The organism is Flavobacterium sp. CG_9.10, from assembly GCF_015752245.1.
GTDB lineage: Bacteria > Bacteroidota > Bacteroidia > Flavobacteriales > Flavobacteriaceae > Flavobacterium.
On the sequence record NZ_JADOVD010000015.1, the window covers coordinates 1 to 18,748 of the forward strand.

At 32.3% G+C, this 18,748-nt stretch carries 12 protein-coding genes; 7 read left to right on the forward strand and 5 right to left on the reverse strand.

Translation table 11 applies throughout. From position 1 onward, the window contains the following. Nucleotides 1-74: 74 nt before the first annotated feature. From IWX84_RS12590 to IWX84_RS12600, 3 genes are all read right to left on the reverse strand, one after another. A complete protein-coding gene (locus IWX84_RS12590; RefSeq protein ID WP_196851115.1) occupies nucleotides 75-3,341 on the reverse strand; it encodes a hypothetical protein in 3,267 nt (1,088 codons plus the stop codon). A gap of 205 nt (nucleotides 3,342-3,546) precedes the next feature. Further along, nucleotides 3,547-6,657, reverse strand: coding sequence for an Eco57I restriction-modification methylase domain-containing protein (locus IWX84_RS12595; protein WP_317192121.1), 3,111 nt, complete (start codon nucleotides 6,655-6,657; stop codon nucleotides 3,547-3,549). Nucleotides 6,658-6,927: 270 nt separating this feature from the next. Next, complete coding sequence (locus IWX84_RS12600) at nucleotides 6,928-7,959, reverse strand: AAA family ATPase (protein WP_231385492.1); 1,032 nt, start codon at nucleotides 7,957-7,959, stop codon at nucleotides 6,928-6,930. Between the two features lie 436 nt (nucleotides 7,960-8,395). On the opposite strand from IWX84_RS12600, the gene IWX84_RS12605 reads away from it, so the two are divergent. Beyond that, a complete protein-coding gene (locus IWX84_RS12605; RefSeq protein WP_196851118.1) occupies nucleotides 8,396-9,520 on the forward strand; it encodes a PQQ-dependent sugar dehydrogenase in 1,125 nt (374 codons plus the stop codon). A gap of 3 nt (nucleotides 9,521-9,523) precedes the next feature. Next, on the forward strand, nucleotides 9,524-9,967 hold the full coding sequence (locus tag IWX84_RS12610) for a c-type cytochrome (protein WP_196851119.1): 444 nt from the start codon (nucleotides 9,524-9,526) through the stop codon (nucleotides 9,965-9,967). A 22-nt stretch (nucleotides 9,968-9,989) separates the two neighbouring features. Here IWX84_RS12610 and IWX84_RS12615 read toward each other — a convergent pair whose 3' ends face one another. Then, the gene (locus tag IWX84_RS12615) at nucleotides 9,990-12,089 is read right to left on the reverse strand and encodes a TonB-dependent receptor family protein (protein WP_196851120.1); all 2,100 of its coding nucleotides are present in this window, start codon (nucleotides 12,087-12,089) and stop codon (nucleotides 9,990-9,992) included. Between the two features lie 978 nt (nucleotides 12,090-13,067). Between IWX84_RS12615 and IWX84_RS12620 the strand changes: the two genes are divergently transcribed. Genes IWX84_RS12620 through IWX84_RS12630 form a run of 3 tightly spaced genes read left to right on the forward strand, consistent with a single transcriptional unit; the run spans nucleotide 13,068 to nucleotide 15,639 of the window. Beyond that, a complete protein-coding gene (locus tag IWX84_RS12620) occupies nucleotides 13,068-13,289 on the forward strand; it encodes a helix-turn-helix domain-containing protein (RefSeq protein WP_196851121.1) in 222 nt (73 codons plus the stop codon). Continuing rightward, complete coding sequence (locus IWX84_RS12625; protein WP_196851122.1) at nucleotides 13,286-14,509, forward strand: DNA cytosine methyltransferase; 1,224 nt, start codon at nucleotides 13,286-13,288, stop codon at nucleotides 14,507-14,509. The genes IWX84_RS12620 and IWX84_RS12625 overlap by 4 nt, the downstream gene beginning before the upstream one ends. Continuing rightward, on the forward strand, nucleotides 14,506-15,639 hold the full coding sequence (locus IWX84_RS12630) for a restriction endonuclease (protein ID WP_196851123.1): 1,134 nt from the start codon (nucleotides 14,506-14,508) through the stop codon (nucleotides 15,637-15,639). The genes IWX84_RS12625 and IWX84_RS12630 overlap by 4 nt, the downstream gene beginning before the upstream one ends. Nucleotides 15,640-16,151: 512 nt before the next feature. Here the strand turns inward: IWX84_RS12630 and IWX84_RS12635 are convergent. Then, nucleotides 16,152-17,252 (reverse strand): alpha/beta hydrolase, encoded by a 1,101-nt coding sequence (locus IWX84_RS12635; RefSeq protein ID WP_196851124.1) that lies wholly within the window; start codon nucleotides 17,250-17,252, stop codon nucleotides 16,152-16,154. Between the two features lie 148 nt (nucleotides 17,253-17,400). Here IWX84_RS12635 and IWX84_RS12640 point away from each other — a divergent pair, with 148 nt between their 5' ends. Together IWX84_RS12640 and IWX84_RS12645 are read left to right on the forward strand one after the other, a co-directional pair. After that, nucleotides 17,401-17,610 (forward strand): hypothetical protein, encoded by a 210-nt coding sequence (locus tag IWX84_RS12640; RefSeq protein ID WP_196851125.1) that lies wholly within the window; start codon nucleotides 17,401-17,403, stop codon nucleotides 17,608-17,610. Between the two features lie 96 nt (nucleotides 17,611-17,706). After that, nucleotides 17,707-18,744, forward strand: coding sequence for a hypothetical protein (locus IWX84_RS12645; protein ID WP_196851126.1), 1,038 nt, complete (start codon nucleotides 17,707-17,709; stop codon nucleotides 18,742-18,744). The last annotated feature ends 4 nt before the right edge of the window (nucleotides 18,745-18,748 follow it).

Below are 18,748 nucleotides of genomic sequence, written 5' to 3' on the forward strand. Positions count from 1 at the left end.
TTTACCCATCGTTATTTGAATTTTGCAACTCTAAATTACGATTATTTTAAGAAGCCATTAATTTGGCTTCTTTTTTATCGGACAACAATGATTTTAAAATTAATAACGGTAAAATCATCGCTGATATTCTTACACCATATTTTTATTTTTGCTTCAGGGTTTTCAAGACCAGACCTCTTTACGACATTTTCAAAAATATTAACAAAAATATCAACAAAAATTGGTAATTGTCCATGAATTGAAAACTCATTTTCTTCTTTTGTAGTAACTTCAATTTTAAACTCTGGGTCAGTTTCTTTAATTATTGCTTCAGCAACCATCATGGCATCCTCTATAAAATAGGGAGTCGTATTACCTGAAGACGGAGGAACGAACCATTCAATGATTTTATCAAATTGTGCCTGAACATCGGTTCTTGCTTGGTTAATTGCAGCTTGTAACTCAAGCGAGTTAGAATTTCCAATGTTATGTGTAGCTGCGTACAATTCATTTAATAATTTTTTGGCTTTAATTTTTGAATTTTTGTTAAGTGCATCTCTTATTGAAATTAATTGAAGTATCAATGAAGAATCTAAAGCATTTATAATCAAATCAACAAAGTCATTCAAAGAAGTTTCTTGAGATATTTTTGTAGAAATAGTGTTCAAATCATCATCTTGTACTGAAAAATTAAACAACCCATTTTGCTTATTAATTTGTAACCATTCATTCGCTTCATAAATTAATTTGTCATACGATTCTGAAAACTTAGAAAAAGCAGAATCGAAATGCTTAAGAAGCTTGCCCGATGTTGGGTTAATTTTCTTTAGCCAATAATCATTTCGCAAATATGGTCCGTTTTTAAATTCTCTTTTTGTTATCAATTCATGATTCTGTATTGGTCTTCTTAAATGTCCCTCTAAAATACCGTGTCTAATACGTGTACTTAAAAACCTATCTAATCCAAAATCGGGAGAAAGATAAGCATCGGTAATCTCTTGTATCATAAACTTCAACAAAGCATTTACTTCGTTTTCAGGTATATTCATAGACAAATCATTGCTTTGAATTAAAATATTTGAAGACTGACTTTTATTTTCTAGGATATTAAGGTTGTTTTTCAAATAAGCAATATACCTATTAAAATTTTCGTCAAGCTCAGATTCTGCCCAATTTTTTATACTTTGAATATCAACATAAATCCTACTTTGATCAACCTCTTGCTTCCTACTAGTAATAACCTGTTTTTTAACTAGATCATTTATTTCTTGCTTATAAACATTACTATTAACGGAATCAATCGTCAATAGTAATCTACAAATGGTTAATCTCTCTGTTACAACTTCTTCACTACCTCCATTAAAAGCTCCTGAGGTATCCATAATTGTTTCAATACATATAAATCGCAAATAGTAGATTATTTTATTTTTATCAAATTTATTTATGTAATCAACTAATTCAGAAGGTTTCTCCATACCATTTTTTAATAAAAAATCTTCATAAGCAAATCTCCTCTCAGTTTCCAAATTTGTATTAATATGTTTAAAATACGCATCTAAAACTATTGAAAAATCAATAAAAGAATTGACGGTTTTCCATTCAGCGGTACCTGGTTTAATTAACTTTAAAATTTGTTCCAAGGGTAAAAATGGATAAAAATGTCTTTCTTTAACATAACATTCCGCAACACTAAAACATGCCATTTTTAAATCATTTATTTTTAAATGAGAGTACGAAATTATGCTGTAACCTCTCCTTTTAAAATAACTGTTATTTGATTTTTTCAATTCCTCCCCTCTAATAATTGCATCATGAGGTTTATTAATATTAAATTCAATTAGACCACGTAATAAGTTATTATAATCTTGAGTTAGCCCTAACGGTATTGCGTTTTCATTTAAATCTTTCAACGATATATAAAATTTTGTAGTTATCCCTTCTGGTGAATAATGAACACATAAATCTTCATAACTCCTTGCTAGTTTAATATCAGCGATACAGTCTATTAAATCAGAATGAATATAGGGGATTTTTAATGCGAAAATCTCACAATCTGCTTTTAATTTACTCAATGCTACATTTTCTTTAATCAACTGTATATTAATTGCAGATGCCCAAGGAAAACTAGCAAAATTCATAGCTATTTTATTTAATTCATTGAATTCTTCTGAAGAGTTAACAATTCCATTTTGTATCACTTTGGATAATTTATCTATTAAAATATCTCTTAACCGTAATTGGGATAAATCGTTGAAACTGTTTATATCAATACTTTTAAAATTTTTATTTGAGTTATTAATTAATGCTTTTTCATAAGAATCAGCAATCAAAGCTATTGGATTTTCTAGTGTCTGTAATGTTAAATCAGAATTGGTTGAATTATTACCAGTAAAGATTAGATTATATCTATTATTCAGATAATTATTAACCTCATTTGGCATTCCTTTTTTAACTCCAAGTAATACACTTAAATGTTCAATTCTATTATCGTTAATCAAAAAATTATTATTCCCAACAAGATTAAAAACTTTTGATTTCAGTTTGTCATCTGGATTGACAGATAAAACCCTTAACAAAGCTACAAACGCTTCATAATAATCGATTAAAGAGCTTGAATATTCCAAACGTAAAACATGTATGAAACGCTCAGGATCAAGATCGTCTACTGCTAACAAATGATAATTGATATATTCCCTGAAACCTAACTGCTTAGAAGATGTCATTCGATTTGTTATAGTTTGAATTCTATTCCTATATCTTACTGATGATGTTTGCTTTTCATTTCTAACACTTACCCAATGTGTAATAAACCGTGGTAAAGTAGTATCTTTTAATTTATTCTTAATACTTTGTGTATACCTTTTTTGCGCTTCTAAACCATCGACCAACTGTAAGTATGCAATTTTATTTTTAATCAGCCACAGTGAAAAACCAAATTCTCTTTCGATATCTTCTAATATAACTGCGGCATCTTTTAGATTACCATTTATTAAAACATCAGAGAATTTTTCAGAGACCAGAACAAATTGATTTAATGCTTCAAAATTCTTTAACAAGATATTTTTCGCCCACACAAATTCAGATTCAAAACTCGAAAAAAATAATTTTGGAGAATCTAATTCTTCTATTTTTTTCTTCTTTTTTGAATTTAACAAATGTGCAGCTGAATTAGGATGTTTTTCCAGTTCTTTTAGGACTACATTATAAAATTCAGGAAGTGTAGTAAATCTAATACTAGCTATAAGTCTTTCTGGGCTATGGCTTTTAATTGAAAAAAATCTTCCTTTATCTGAGCTTCTGATTAATTCATTAGATTGTATTTTTATTCTTTTTATATGCGAAGGTTTATTTTTTTTTGCCATCTGCTTTATTTCTAGTTTGTTTTTTTATTAAATAACCAATTATATAATCTAAAAAAAATGATTTTTCTTAATGAAAAACACCTCCAGTAACCACGCTTACATGCAGTGTTAATCCAAATAATTAAGTTAGTTGCATTTGCCTTTCCACCAAAAACAAAAAGAATTTTATATATTTAAATTAGTTTCCACATCAAGATTCATGGATTTAACTATTTTCTACAATTTCAATTTCCTCTTCACTCAACCCATACAACTCATAAACCATTTTATCAATAGTTTTATCTGTAGTATCAATCTGAGATTTTAGTTCTAATACTTTTTTGCCTTCCTCCATAAAATAATCCTCCCATTCTGCTTCTTGAGATAAGGAGAGTTTTACTTTCTTTTTAGCTAGTTCTTTGATAAACTCTGGATAATGCAATAAATACCAATCTTGTAGTTTTTTTGGTAATTCTTCTAAATCAAATTTTCTTTGAATAGTTCTTTGGAATTTTTGAGAGTGTTCGTAAAATTCTTTATTTAATGAAGGCATTAAATCTGCTTTTTCGATAAAAGGTAGTTGTTTGTCTTTTGACTTGTTAATTAAAGGTATAGATAGAATCGGATTCATATCCACCTGAAAAATTTCTCCTTGCAATTTCCCCTTTTCTTTTAACCAAAATCTTACGAGCTTTGAGTTTAACAATAAAGTTAAATATTTCAAATTGATTCTTGTAGTCTGAATAACATTATATGTTCTGTTAACATAAGAATCAAAATCAACATAAGAAAATGAAGGTCTAGTACATTTGCGAATAGAGAGAATTTTTTCTCCTTTAAATATTTTTTCATTCCTTGTTCTGTGTAATCCGTATGGTTTGTTGTCAGATGTAATTATTTCAGTAAATTTATCTAGATGTGATTTTATATTTGGATAAGGAATAATTTCTTCTGGGTTTTTAAATTTTGAAGAAGTATAAATCACCCAATATTTATTTTTATTCAGACTTAAGTACCTATTTATTTCTTTGGTGGTGTAAAAAGGTTTTAATATTTTTTTTTCTATTTCTGTAAAATTATATTCACTATACTCACTCTTTGATAAATTGAATACACCATCGCCAATATTATTTTCCTTTCCTAAAATTAATTTAGATTTACTATTGACAAAATCTTGTCCAATATCAATTCCTGAATTTATCTCTTCTTTTTCTAATTTAAAATCTCCCTTCAATTCAATCTTGCTTAATATAATTTCGTTACTTTCGTTTGAAAAACTTAACATATTATCTAGACAATTTATCTTAACAACCCTAGCTTTGTAAATTTCTGTCTTTATTGATTTGAGATTTAACAGAAAATCTTGAATCTCATTTGACAAAATCTTTTTATCAATGATTTTAGAATATTCAAAAAGGTAATTAGAATTAAGATTACTCCTTCTCATTACATAAATCATTGTCTGTATTCCTGCTGATTCAAAAACTTTGAAATCTCCAAAATCTATAAATTCAATTAAAACTGAATCTCTCAGTACTTTATTTCTAAAATTTGAAGCGCCATCATTAGTAATCCAATTGTTGGGTGCTATAAAAGCAACTAAACCATTTTCAGGCTTTACTAATTCTAAACCATCCCATCCAAAAAAATACCATAAATCCATTTTGCCTTGATAGCATGGATGGGAATGTAAACCATTAAACGCATTTTTATTTGTTGCTTCTTTTATATAAGGCGGATTCCCAATAATCACATCAAAACCTCCTTTGTCAAATACTTTTGGAAATTCATTTTGCCAATTAAAAGCTTTATCTCCTGCGATAGCTGCGTCATCTAATAAAGAGTTGCCACATTTAATATTACTGCTTAAATCGTTTAATTTACGGTTAGGCTGCGCAGTTCTTAGCCATAAAGAGAGCTTGGCAATCTCTACACTTTCTTCATTTAAATCAACTCCAAATAAGTTGTTTTCAAGAATGCTATTCTCCATGTCAGTCAAAACCATAGCGTCTCCAAAGAGCTTAGCTTGTAATTCATCAATGTATCTGTGTTCGTCTATTAGGAAGTCTAAAGCCTGGTTGAGGAAAGCCCCAGAGCCACATGCTGGGTCACAAATGGTCAATTGTAATAACCACTTTCTATAATCTTCTAATTTATCAATTAGTCCTTTAACTGTTTTCTTCTGCCTTTTTTTATCCGTAAAATAATCCTCTTCTATAATTTCAAGTGCTATTTTCTTTTCATCGCATAATTTACCAACGGTATTTTCTACTATGTATTTAGTAATGTATTTTGGAGTATAGAAAACACCGTCTTTTTTACGTTTGGTTTTAGATTTATCAATTGCAGCACCTTCTAATTGAGCTTTAATTTCATCTAATTCATTTAAGGAATTTTCAAAAATATGACCTAATATATTTACATCTACTTCGCTGGCAAAATCATATTCAGACAGTTTTAAAGTATGCTTATAGAGTAAATCATCATCAATCGTAATGCTGTCTAATATTTCATCGGGTTTAAACAAACCACCATTATAAGCAAACACATCATACTGCTTGCCTTTATAGCCTGTGTTCAAATACCCAAAATATTTCTTGAATCTATCGTAAAGCGGCGTGTATTCATCTAATTCCCGTAATTGATTCCATTGGCTTAATATCAACTTAACAGAGTTGGGTGGTAGTAAGTTCCTGTCTTCACCAAATAGCAAAAACAAAAATCGATCTAATAGCTTTTGAGATTTCTTAAAAAGTTCCAGTGGCTCATAATCCGGATTTAGTTGCACTAGACTTTGGTATAACTCTCTTTTAAAAACGGAGTAATCCTTATAAAGTTTTTTGGTAATTACATCCTCTTCACTAAGAGATTCTTCTTTGATTTTTTTGGCAATGTCATTGGCAATGTTTTCATAACCAAGACACAAATAGAGTAACGAGAAATCTTCTTGCGTAAGTGTGAACAAATTAAACTCTATATGTTCTATGGCATTATCAATATAGAAGCGTAGTTTTTCAAAATTAGAAGTAATGACATACACGCATTCTTGTTGATTATTTTTATATCCAAAAGCTTGTGCTTCAATCTTACCTAAATCGGTAGTATTGGTTCCTTTAAGCTCAATTACAGCCTTTACTTTGGTATCTATAATAATGGCACCATCTGCTTTTTTGCTGTCTTTAATGTTTTTATATTCAGTAGTAAGATTATATTGCGTTTCTGAGGAAGAAGCTGGCTTAGTGTAACCTAAAATTTTAACAAATAAATCTTCAAGAAATTCACCTTGATACTGTTCTTCTTTTAAACTCTTAATTTCATCTTGAACTTTAGGATTCAAAAAATGGGTTTTATAAGATTCCCATCTAAGAGAAATACACTCCTTTTTTTGGGTGTTTAAATACTTTGTAATTACAGTCTTTTGAAAAAGGGACATCTTGCGGAATTAATAGTTTTGATAAAAGTAATAAATTAAAGTAGATTTCGTAGGAATTACTTTCCTACTTATCTAACACTTGTAAATTAGTAGTAGTTAACTTTCCTCAAATAAAGTATTAATAATGGTAATTAGCAATACCCATAATTAGTGATATTTTTGAAACAATAAGTTTTAATTCTTTTGTCTATTCTTTTTAAGAATTTCTCCAATAACAGACTTACTAACTTTAAGTTCAGTGGATTTCAATTCCTCTTCAATTTTTCTAACAGACAAACCTTTACCCGACAGTTCTTGTACTTTTTCAATAATCGCGCTATTATCTTTCTTGGCATTTTGATTCTTACTATTCCTATCGCCAGTTTCTTTAAAAATTAAATCAGAATTCATTTCAAGTACATAACTCTTAGTTTTAAAAGAACTGTCCAGAAAATTTGCTTTTAATACCCACAAATCTTTGTAATTCTCTATGTAACTACTAGGTCGAAGTTCAATTACAACTCTCATTTTAGCTTCAAATGCTTGTGATCCAATTATGCTGTCTTTACTTGGGGTATTCTTTTGGGTGTTTTTACCGATGTGGTGTAGAAATATAATTAGACAGTTGTGTTTTTTGGCAATTTTATCATAGTCATTTAAAAACTGACGAACCTGAGTATTAGCATTGATCTCCTTTGCAAATACATCAGAAAAAGCATCTATAACAATTAGGTCACAAGGTTCTTTTTCTAAACGTTTCTTTAATTTTTCTAAAAGATTTTCAGTGTCAAAAATGAATTGTAAATTTTTTAATAAAGAAAAATCTAAATTCTCTTCTTGCACAATCATATAATTAACCTGCTTTCTAATAGCAGCACTCACAGAATTGGAGTCGTCTTCAGTACTGACATAAATAACCTTATTGCTTTCACAATTAAGTTTACAACGAATGAAAGTTTCTTTTTGTAAAACTATGTTTAGACTAAGCTGTCTAAGAAAAGTTGATTTTCCACTGTCGGAAGTTCCAACTAACGCAGCCAAACCTACTTTTTGAAAAAAGGGATCTAATAATTTTGGTACAGTATCAATTTCGAGATTGTACAATTCCAGTGCATCAAATGTACTTTTGTACTCATCAACAGTTTCTGTAGCAGTAGAATTCTCTAAGCCTTCAAACAAGCTTTTAAATTCGTTAGTGATTTCCTCAGGTAAAGAATTTAATTCCATCATAATAACTTTATAATAATTTATCAGATAACAAATAATTTAAGATACATAATGTCCTAATAGTATAATATTAAAAGGACAGGACAATATTAAAATTTTTTGATTAATTTTACACTATATATAATACTAATAGGCATACAATTCGGTAACATAAAAAAGTAAAATAACGTAAAGTATTGATTTAAAGCCATAAACACTCCTTGGTTCGAGCCCAAGAGAGGGAGCTTTTTAAAAAGACTTTACAGCAATGTAAGGTCTTTTTTGTTTTATATACTTTACGCAAAATATTTTGATAAAATATAGATCACCATCCAGTAAGACAGAATTTCTAATCTGTTAATTCTAAGCAAATTTAAAATACTACCTTGTTTTTTTAAATCCTCTTTTACTATCTTTAAATCAGCATAACTTTTTTCTAAAGATAAAAATCATACTCATGAAAAAAACCACACTGTTTTTACTTTCAATTATATCCTTCCTATCTTTCAGTTGCGATGCGCAGTTAAAATCTAATGACATCCCCATAAAAGACGAAGTAAAAAACTATAAACTCCAAACCGTAGCCTCCGATATTGCTATTCCTTGGGGAATGACTTGGTTGCCGGACGGCACACTGTTAGTTACCGAAAAAAGTGGTATTTTATATCACATCAAAAACGGTACAAAAACAGAAATTAAAAATGTTCCAAAAGTATATTCTCGTGGACAAGGCGGATTGTTAGATATTGTTTTGCATCCAGATTATGCTAAAAATGGATGGCTTTATTTGACGTATGCTTCCGATGAAGGCGAAGGTACCGGCGGCAACACTAAACTCATTCGAGCCAAATTATTGGACGGAAGTCTAACACAAATCGAATCGCTTTATAAAGCGACTCCCAATACCACAAAAGGGCAACATTTTGGATCCCGAATTGTATTTGACAACGATGGCTATTTGTATTTCTCCGTTGGAGAGCGCGGTGAGCATTTCGTAAATCCGCAAGATATTAAACGCGATGGCGGAAAAATATACCGTTTAAATGACGATGGAAGCATTCCTAAAGACAATCCATTTGTTGGCTTGACCGGAGCAAAAGAAGCTATTTTTACCTATGGAAATCGAAATCCGCAAGGAATGGCAAAAAATCCCGTAACAGGAGCAATTTGGGCACATGAACACGGTCCTCAAGGTGGAGATGAAATCAACATCATAAAAAAAGGGGCTAATTATGGATGGCCTGTTGTTACTTATGGCATCGATTATGACGGAACAACGATTAGCAAAGAAAACGAAAAGCCAGGGATCGAAAAACCTATTTATTATTGGCTGCCTTCCATTGCTCCTAGCGGAATGGCATTTGTTACCAGCGATAAATATCCGGACTGGAAAGGACATTTACTGGTAGGATCTTTGAAATTTCAATATCTTGAATTGGTAAAACTGAAAGGAAACGAAGTTATCGGCAGACAAAAAATAGCAACCGACATAGGCCGCGTGCGTAATGTGGCGCAAGGTCCAGACGGCTATATTTACATGGGTGTGGAAGGAAAAGGAATTGTCAAAATTATACCAAATTAAACGATGCTAACAACTAAATTATTTTTGGGATTTGGAGTATTTGTATTGGGAAGCATTTCATTCGAAAACCCATTTCAACATGAAAAGTATATTGACTTGAATACTAAAACGGCTGTTGTTTCAAAATTTCAATCAACCGGAAAAGAAATTTATGCTGATTTTTGTATGCAATGTCATGGTGCCAATGGCAAGGGAGATACTAAAAACTTTCCTCCTCTTGACGGTTCTGATTGGTTAAAAAAGAAAAGAAATCAAAGTATTGCTGCTGTGAAATTTGGACAAAGTGGCGAAATTGTTGTCAATAAAATTAAGTACAATAGCAGCATGCCAGCCATGGGACTTTCGGATCAAGAAGTTGCCGATGTGATGAATTACATCATGACTTCTTGGAGCAATAAACAAACGAAAGTCGTTACAGCGAAAGAAGTAGCTGCCATTAAAAAATAAAAGACGGACTTGAGATTGCTATCTAAAAAAGATATGCCACTGAAAAACCTCCATATAAATTCACCGGATTTCCAGGATAAAAATAACGTGGAGCAGCAGTACCAAAACCTATAGCGTTAGGCAAAATGTTGGCTGCGTATTTAGTGTCTAATGCATTATTAATTCCGGCATTCAACTCTGTTTTTAGGATTTTGAGAATTGAAAAAACATACGTAGTTTTAATATCAAGCAACGAATACCGTTCACTGTATTTTGTATTGGAATCATTCAACGGAATTTTGCCCATCGTTCGGAAAGAGGTGTTGACACTAAATCCGTTTTTTATGTTTAAATCGACTCCAAAATTAAATTGCTTTTCGGGAACGCCCGTCAGTTGGTTTCCCGAATAATCAGCATCACCATCCAAAAATTCTTTGAATTTAAAATCATTCACCGCTGCTGAAAAATAGGGTGTAATTTGGAGGCTTGTCAATTCTAAAAGTTTATAATTCACCAATAATTCTAACCCTGTGTGGGAACTACTTCCCGCATTAATCCCCACAAACTGATCATTAGCAGTGCGTCGTGCCACCAATAAATTTTTAATTTGTGCGGTATAAAACGTTACTTCGGTGTATAGTTTATTTGTAAGCCAATTCCCTTTGAAACCCAATTCATAATTCCAACCTATTTCTGGTTTCAAATCCGTATTTATTTGACCTTCGGGAGTCAATGTTTCTGCAACTGAAGGAACCGAAAATCCTTTGCTCACCAACATAAATATATTCTTCCCATTGCTTACTTTATAAGACAAACCAACTCTTGGTGACCAAATATTTCCAAAAGTGAATGGGACTTTTTGACCGCCAGCACTATTTTTGAAAACATCCTCTAACGAATATTTAGTAACGTTGAACGCCATACCCGTTTCTAAATGTAGCTTTTCTGAAATCCAAATTTCCATCTGTAAATAGTAGTTTCCGTACTGTCTATTTTGCTTGATGGCACTGAATTCATCACCTTGAATACTTCCCTGACCCGGTTGCGATTGGTACAAATTTTTAAAAAGGGAATACTCGTATATTTCGATTAGCAATTCGGTACCAAAACTCATTTCAAAGGGTAACGAAAAAATTTTGTCTTTATAATTGACATGGGATCGAAAACCTACCGCACTTGTTTTATCATCTAAAATATCAAAAGGTCTGGGTTCGTAAGCGTCTTTAAAATTAGAAAAAACAGTAGTTTGTAGCAACCATTTTTCGGAAAATTGATGGTCGTATTTCAATCCGAGTAGCAATTTATCATAGGACTCAAAACCTTGTGCCGCTGCCCACGTGGCGGCTGCCTTCTCCGGATTATTTCTCAAATCATTATCATTAATAGAACTCGGAATAAATGCTTTCAAACGGGTGAAAATGCCTAAAAAAGACAAATTCCCTTTGGAACTTATTTGTTGCTTGCCGTGTAGGTTGAATGTTTTCCGTTTATAGGAACTGTTGGCTCTAAATCCATTTGTTTCCAAATCCGTGTAACTGGCAAATAGGTTTATTTTAGCATCACTGTATCCAGCCGAAAGTCGTTGCTGCAACAAACCAAAACTTCCAAAAGTGACCGTAGATTTGCCAAAGGATTCTAACAAAGGAGTTTCTTTTGAAAACAATTGAATCACTCCACCCAAACCAGAACCAAAACTAGTGGAATTTGGTCCTTTTATAATTTCCAGTTTTTCGACTGAGGCTAAATCAATATCGTCAATTGTGGTTTCGCCTTCACCGGAACTCAATGGAATCCCATCAAAATAGGCTTTTATTTTATTAGTTCCGTATTGCGATCGCGCACCTATGCCACGAATAGTAATCCTGTTAGTATTCAAAGCACCTTGTTGCATCGTAACGCCGGGGATTTTGTTTAAAACCGGAGTCAATATAATTCCGTCACTTTTATTGATATCAGCCGCAGTAATCACCGAAACGGAGGAAGCAGCATTTTGAAGCACATTTTTGATAGGCGAACCCTTCAAGGTGATTTCTGAGAGTGCTATGGTATCTTTTTTTATTTGCCCAAAAAAAGCAGTAGCACTACATAAAAAAAGAAGGAAAGAAAGGGAGTTTTTGAACAATTGTTTGGTATTTAGATACATAAAAACTTTTATAAAGTTAGCGTTTTCTTTTATCTTACAAAACAGCGTACAGGTTGAAATTCGGTTTGCGGATGCAACGATTAATTTATACTTACCCACAAAGCATCAAAAGACTATCAGCATTGATGGCCTTTGCTTCTGACTTTTACCACTCCATTGCTATATGATTCCAAAATAAAATCACTTCATCACATTTGCATCTAAGACTTGATTTTATTCTTTTACTCTTGCCTTAGCATTTAATTTAAAAAAAAATCAACCCTTTACGGTTTCCCGTAAAATACCTACAATCGAGTACCTTATGTTTGTAACGATTTTAGCAATTGGTTTTGAAAAAATTCCAATAAATCAGAAAAATAAACCGATAAAACTTTGGAAACAGCGTGCTGATTTAGGGAAGTTCCAAAAACCGAATTCATTTGTAATTTGTTCTTGAGTGAAACATTTTGCTCACCCAATCCGGTAGAGCTTCCCTCCAAAGTTTATTTTAAAATATTTTATTGCTTTTCGGCTTACCATTGTTATGATGGGGTTTTGGTTAACAATTGTCGTAAAGTGAAAAAGAGACTATCGGAAACGGTGGTCTTTTTTGCTTTTAGGACATTTCAGTCTCCAAAAAATAATTAGGAGCTACTCCCGCTCTACGCTGCACTCTTATTCCTATCCTTGTTTTTTCTACGGCCAAAAAGGAGCTTCCGTTGGTCGCTCTTTTAGCCAAAGAAAAAATTCAAGGCTATTTCATAAGGAGTTTCACTGCGATCAGGGCTAGGGGATTTGAAGTCAATGTGAATTATTGATTTTATTTTACTGTCATTTCCAAAACTAGATTCTCAAAAAAGCATATTGACCGGTATTTACTTACATATGAAGAGCTAAAAATCTTCTTTTCAAGACACTGATAACTTGTTCACAAAAACAGTTGCGCTGCATACGATTGTAGGCGGGTCAATTGTAGGCGTAAATCTAAATTTATAAACTATGAATATTAAAGAAAAATTTGGTCAAAAAGTAAAATTACTCAGAGAACAAAAAGAAATCTCTATTGAGCATTTAGCCAATATCTCAAACGTGGACAGGAACTATATATCTGACATTGAGAAAGGAAAAAGAAACGTTTCGATAACAATTATTGAAAAAATAATCTTCGCACTTGACACCGATTTTACAACATTCTTCAACGATAAAGATTTTAAAAAATGAAAGAGAAAATATCAATTGATGAATTTGACGGAAAAAAATTTAAAATAAAATTTATTGAAGATCATGACAATAAAAAAGCTGTTTTAACTCATTATTTACATAATATTGATAATGGTGTTAAAGCACATTTTGAGGAAGAAGCAACGCAGTATTTAAAGCAAATTGTAGAATATAAAAACGAGGAAGAAAAACTAAATCTTGTTGAGGATTTAGCACTACAACAATTACTATTTGAAGTAAAAGACGTACCCTTTCCAACCCCTAAAAATTATACGTTTAAATTTATCGACTTGTTTGCAGGAATTGGCGGATTTAGAATAGCACTCCAAAATGTTGGGGGGAAATGTATATTCACAAGTGAATGGAATCCTGGCGCACAAATAACGTACAGAGCAAATTTTGGTGAAGTCCCATTTGGCGATATAACTAAAGATGTAACTAAAAACTATATTCCGGAAAAATTTGATATTCTATGTGCTGGATTTCCATGCCAAGCATTTTCAATTGCTGGGAATAGAAAAGGGTTTCACGACACAAGAGGAACTTTGTTTTTTGATTTAGAAAAAATCATTGAAACCAAAAGACCTAAAGTCGTATTCCTTGAAAATGTGAAAAATTTAGTTTCGCATGATAACGGAAATACATTAAAAATAATTCTCGAAATTTTAGAGGAAAAGCTTGGATATAAAGCTTATACAAAAATATTAAATTCTGCTACCCACGCAAATGTACCTCAAAATAGAGAAAGGATTTTCATAGTAGCTTTCGATCAAAACCAAGTTAAGAACCATAGCGATTTTAAATTTCCAGAACCAATTCCTTTAACAAAATCTATTCACGATATTTTAGAAAACGGTAAGCAAGATGATAACCTTTATTATAAAAAGGAACACCAATATTATCCAGAGCTAGAAAAAACAATGACTTCAAAAGATACGATTTATCAATGGAGAAGGGTGTATGTAAGAGAAAACAAAAGTCAAGTTTGCCCTACTTTAACTGCTAACATGGGCTCTGGTGGTCACAATGTTCCTTTGATTTTAGATGATTACGGCATTAGAAAATTGAGTCCTAAAGAATGTTTTGCTTTTCAGGGCTATCCAATGGAGAAATATATATTACCAAATGTCGCAAATAGCAAACTATATATGCAGGCAGGCAACTCAGTTACCACGACTCTGATCGAGAGAATTGCTAATCAAATTATACAAGTACTATGAAATCATTTGCAGAAATAGATCAGGAAAATAATGGAAATTATTTAAAATTACTTTCTGCATCAGCAAAACTTTCTAAACTTTTTAGCGAAAGTCAAGTCCCATATATTTATTATAGAGCCGCGGAAAATATATTTTGTAGAAGTTTCAATGCAGAAAATCTTTCTAGAGGAGACTCTGCATTTGATGCTAATTATAATTCTGTTGGTGTTGGTCTAAAAACATTTATATGTAATAAACAGGTAAGCACGGAAAAGGTTGCCGAATTCAACAAACTCTCTAAGCAGCTTAATGGTTTTAAAGGTAAAGAGTTGGCATTTAAATTAGCTGAATTCAGAAATGAAAGAATCGATTTAGCAAACAGACTTTATGACATTGATAATTCAATTTACCATATTGTGGCTAGAAAAAAAGATGAATTACTTCTATTTGAGACTGATTATCATAAAATTGACATTTATAATATTTCCTCGGTAAAAGAAAGCAATTCTGGATTACAATTTCATGACGGCAAGAACGCTTACTCATACAATTATTCGAAAAGTACATTATTTAGAAAATTCGAAATTCCTGAAAAAGTATATCGTTTGCCAATAGATATTATAAGCGATCCATATTCGCTACTTTTAGAACTATTTGAAGAGAACAAAAATATCCCTAAAGCAACTGGTCTATTTTTAAAAGGAGAAAATTATGTAATATTACCTCTATATGGAATTAAAGAAAAACAAAAATTTGTTTTTGAGAAAAGTGGATTGAATCAATGGAATGCAAATGGGAGAAAAAGAGATTTTGGTGAAGTTTATATCCCAATACCAATTATTATACATCATCTATATCCTGATTTTTTTCCAAAAAGAGATCAAGAATTTAATTTGCAGATACCAACTGGAGAAATATTTAAAGCAAAAGTTTGTCAGGAAAACTCCAAAGCTTTAATGACTAACCCAAATAAGGCTTTGTCTGACTGGCTATTGAGAAAAGTATTTGACTTAAAAGAAGGAGAGTTAGCAACTATAGAAAAAATGGAAGAACTAGGTTTTGATAGTGTGATTATTTCTAAAGATAATAAAGGGGATTTTAAAATGGATAAAGCAAAGTTAGATAGTTTTGACGATTTCATGGTTGAATAAGTATGAAATCAGTGATCTAACCACACTACAACGTTTCGAAAACATGGCTAAGATTTCAAGTAAGTAATACCACGAACGAGGTACGTATGCCACAGCCCTTTAATATCCTAAAATGGCTACTGCAGAACAACCACATGGTTTTCGACACACCAAATCTTTCCTTCAACAAACTAAAATTTAGCGTCTATACAGTCTCACTAGGAAAGCGACATAAGATTAGAATAGTTAAATAAAATGAGATTACTTCTTTACGATTGCTATCGAAACGCGGTAGTGGCAAGGAAACTAAAAAAACCTAAACCGTTTTTTCCGTTTCTAATTTGAGAAAATCGAGCCAGCGATAGTTTAATCAGTATCCGAGATAAACGCAGCAAAAACTTCGAAAAGAGCTAAAATAAAAAAACCAGCGCAGCGCTGGTTTCTATCTAACTGTACTACAATAGTGGATTTTTGAATTACAACTCCTTCTTCATAAAAATTATGGCGCCAAAAAGGCGCCACAATATACTTAATTATTTAAGGCTTTTTTTGAGTTTCGCCGCCACGTTTTCAAGCATGATGCGAGTGGTAGGCAATTCAGCAAGGGCATTTAGCAGTCCAAAATCGTGAATAACGCCATTGTATCGTATGGTGGTGACAGCAACACCTGCTTCATCGAGTTTTCTGCCTAAGGCTTCTCCTTCATCCCGTAGAATATCATTTTCGGCCACGTGAATCGATGTTGGAGGAAGTCCTTGTAACTGTTCCACTGTGGCCTGTAAGGGCGACACATATATTTCTTTACGTTGTTTAGGATCAGTGGTATATTGGTCAAACATCCATTTCATAAGTGGTGCGGTTAAAAATCGGTCCTTGGCATACATTTTATACGAGTCCGTATCAAATCCTGAATCGGCAACAGGCCAAAGCAATACCATCAATTTTATTTCTGGACCTTTTTTTTCTTTAGCCATCAAACCAGTAGCGATTGCCATATTCCCTCCTACACTATTCCCTACAACAGCTAGTTTTTTACCATCAACATTTATTTCATCCCCATGCTCGGCCACCCATTTAGTTGCCGCATAGATTTCATTTAGCGGCTGTGGGTATTTAGCTTCGGGTGAGGGCGTATAGTTTACAAATACCGCGGCACATCCGGAAAGTACAACCAGGTCGCGAACTAATCTTTTATGAGTAGGATAATCTCCTAATATCCATCCACCACCATGGAGAAATATAAAAACCGGTAATTTTTCTTTGACACCTGCAGGACGTACAATGTTTAGTTTTACAGTATGCCCGTCTGCAGTAATGGTTTTTTCTGATTCATCAATTCCTGAAACATCCACTTTCACGGATGCTTGTCCTTTTACAAGAACATTTCGTGCGTCTTCTTTAGAAAGTTGTTCCACAGGCGTTCCACCCGTATTTAAAACTTTCAAAAATTCCTTTGTCCCTTTATCGATATGAGGGTCTGTTGCAAAATCTTTTACTTCCATTGTTTCTGTTGTTGTTCCCATGTTCTCTTTTTTGGTTTCATTAGACAAATTAGCTGATTTATTACAGGATGATAATGCAATTGTCATACAAAAAAATCCTGCTGTTAGCTTTAAAAATGAGGTTGTTTTCATGTTGGTGAATTTTAGATTAATCAGATTTTATTTGTTATTAAAATTAGTATGGTCATCTCCCCTCATTTTCGGGTATTGTTTGCGGGACTTTTGCAGTTTCTCGAACTCACCTACTAAATGCTGATTATAAAGCATTTAAATAAAATTAATGGAATATAAAGTTAGGAAATTAAAATCGATAGTAACATCCGTAATAGCAGAAATTACTAGCAAATTTTTGAAAAGACTGATTTTAATGCCAAATGAAACTGCTATTAAACCTATTCTTCTTACTAATTTTTACAATTCTGCAAATCAAAGGAATGCTGCATGGATAACATATCCTACGGAAAATGAAACTCATTATCAAAATCCGTAAATTATATAAAAAAATCCCCTTTGAATACTATTTTAATGGACCAAGCGTTCTTAAAAATACTTTATATTTGCATTGAAAATCAAAGAGAATTAATTTATGAAAAAGCCGGTTATTGCATTCCTTATCCTTCCAGTATTATTATTTGTTTCGAGTTGCAATTTTAGCAAAGCGGCTGACAATGAAAAAGCAGAAGGAAACACAAAAGAAAAAACAACAGATGTAGCAGTTGATTCTGTACAAAAACCAGTAGCCACAATTATTGACACCGCCGATTACAACAAGCGTATGTTGGCTTTAAGCAATCATGACACGACTGGAAGATGGCCTGTAAAAACACCTTACCCTTTGCCTGGAGCAGTGTTACCTTACAACCGTATCATTGCTTTTTACGGAAACTTATATTCTAAGAGAATGGGGATTTTAGGAGAAATTCCTAGAGCCGAAATGATTAAAAAATTACAAGGCGAAGTAGCTAAATGGCAAAAAGCAGATCCATCTGTTAAGGCGATTCCTGCTTTGCATTACATCGCTGTTACCGCTCAAGGTGCTGCAGGTAAAGATAACAAGCACCGCATGAGAATGCCATTTAAACAAATTGACACGATTATAAGTTGGGCAAAACCTATTAATGCTTTAGTTTTTGTTGATATTCAAGTAGGACACAGTAATGTAAAAGACGAAGTTACCGCACTGGAAGAATATCTTGCAAAGCCAAATGTTCATTTAGGAATTGATCCTGAATTTTCATTGAAACATGGAGAGATTCCTGGTTCAAAAATTGGAACTTTTACTGCAGATGATATTAATGATGCAATCGATATTTTGGCCAACCTTGTTCGCAAAAACAAATTGACTCCAAAAATACTTATCGTACACCGTTTTACTCAAGGAATGGTAACCAACTATAAAAAAATAAAAACAGTACCAGAGGTTCAAGTGATAATGCACATGGACGGATTTGGTGATAAAGTACTTAAGAAGGATTCTTACATGAGTTATATTTATAGAGAACCGGTTCAGTTTACTGGCTTCAAATTGTTTTACAAAAATGATATCAGAAAAAACTGGGTGATGTACACACCGGATGAATTGGTTAAATTCACTCCAAAACCTAGCTACATCCAATACCAATAATTCC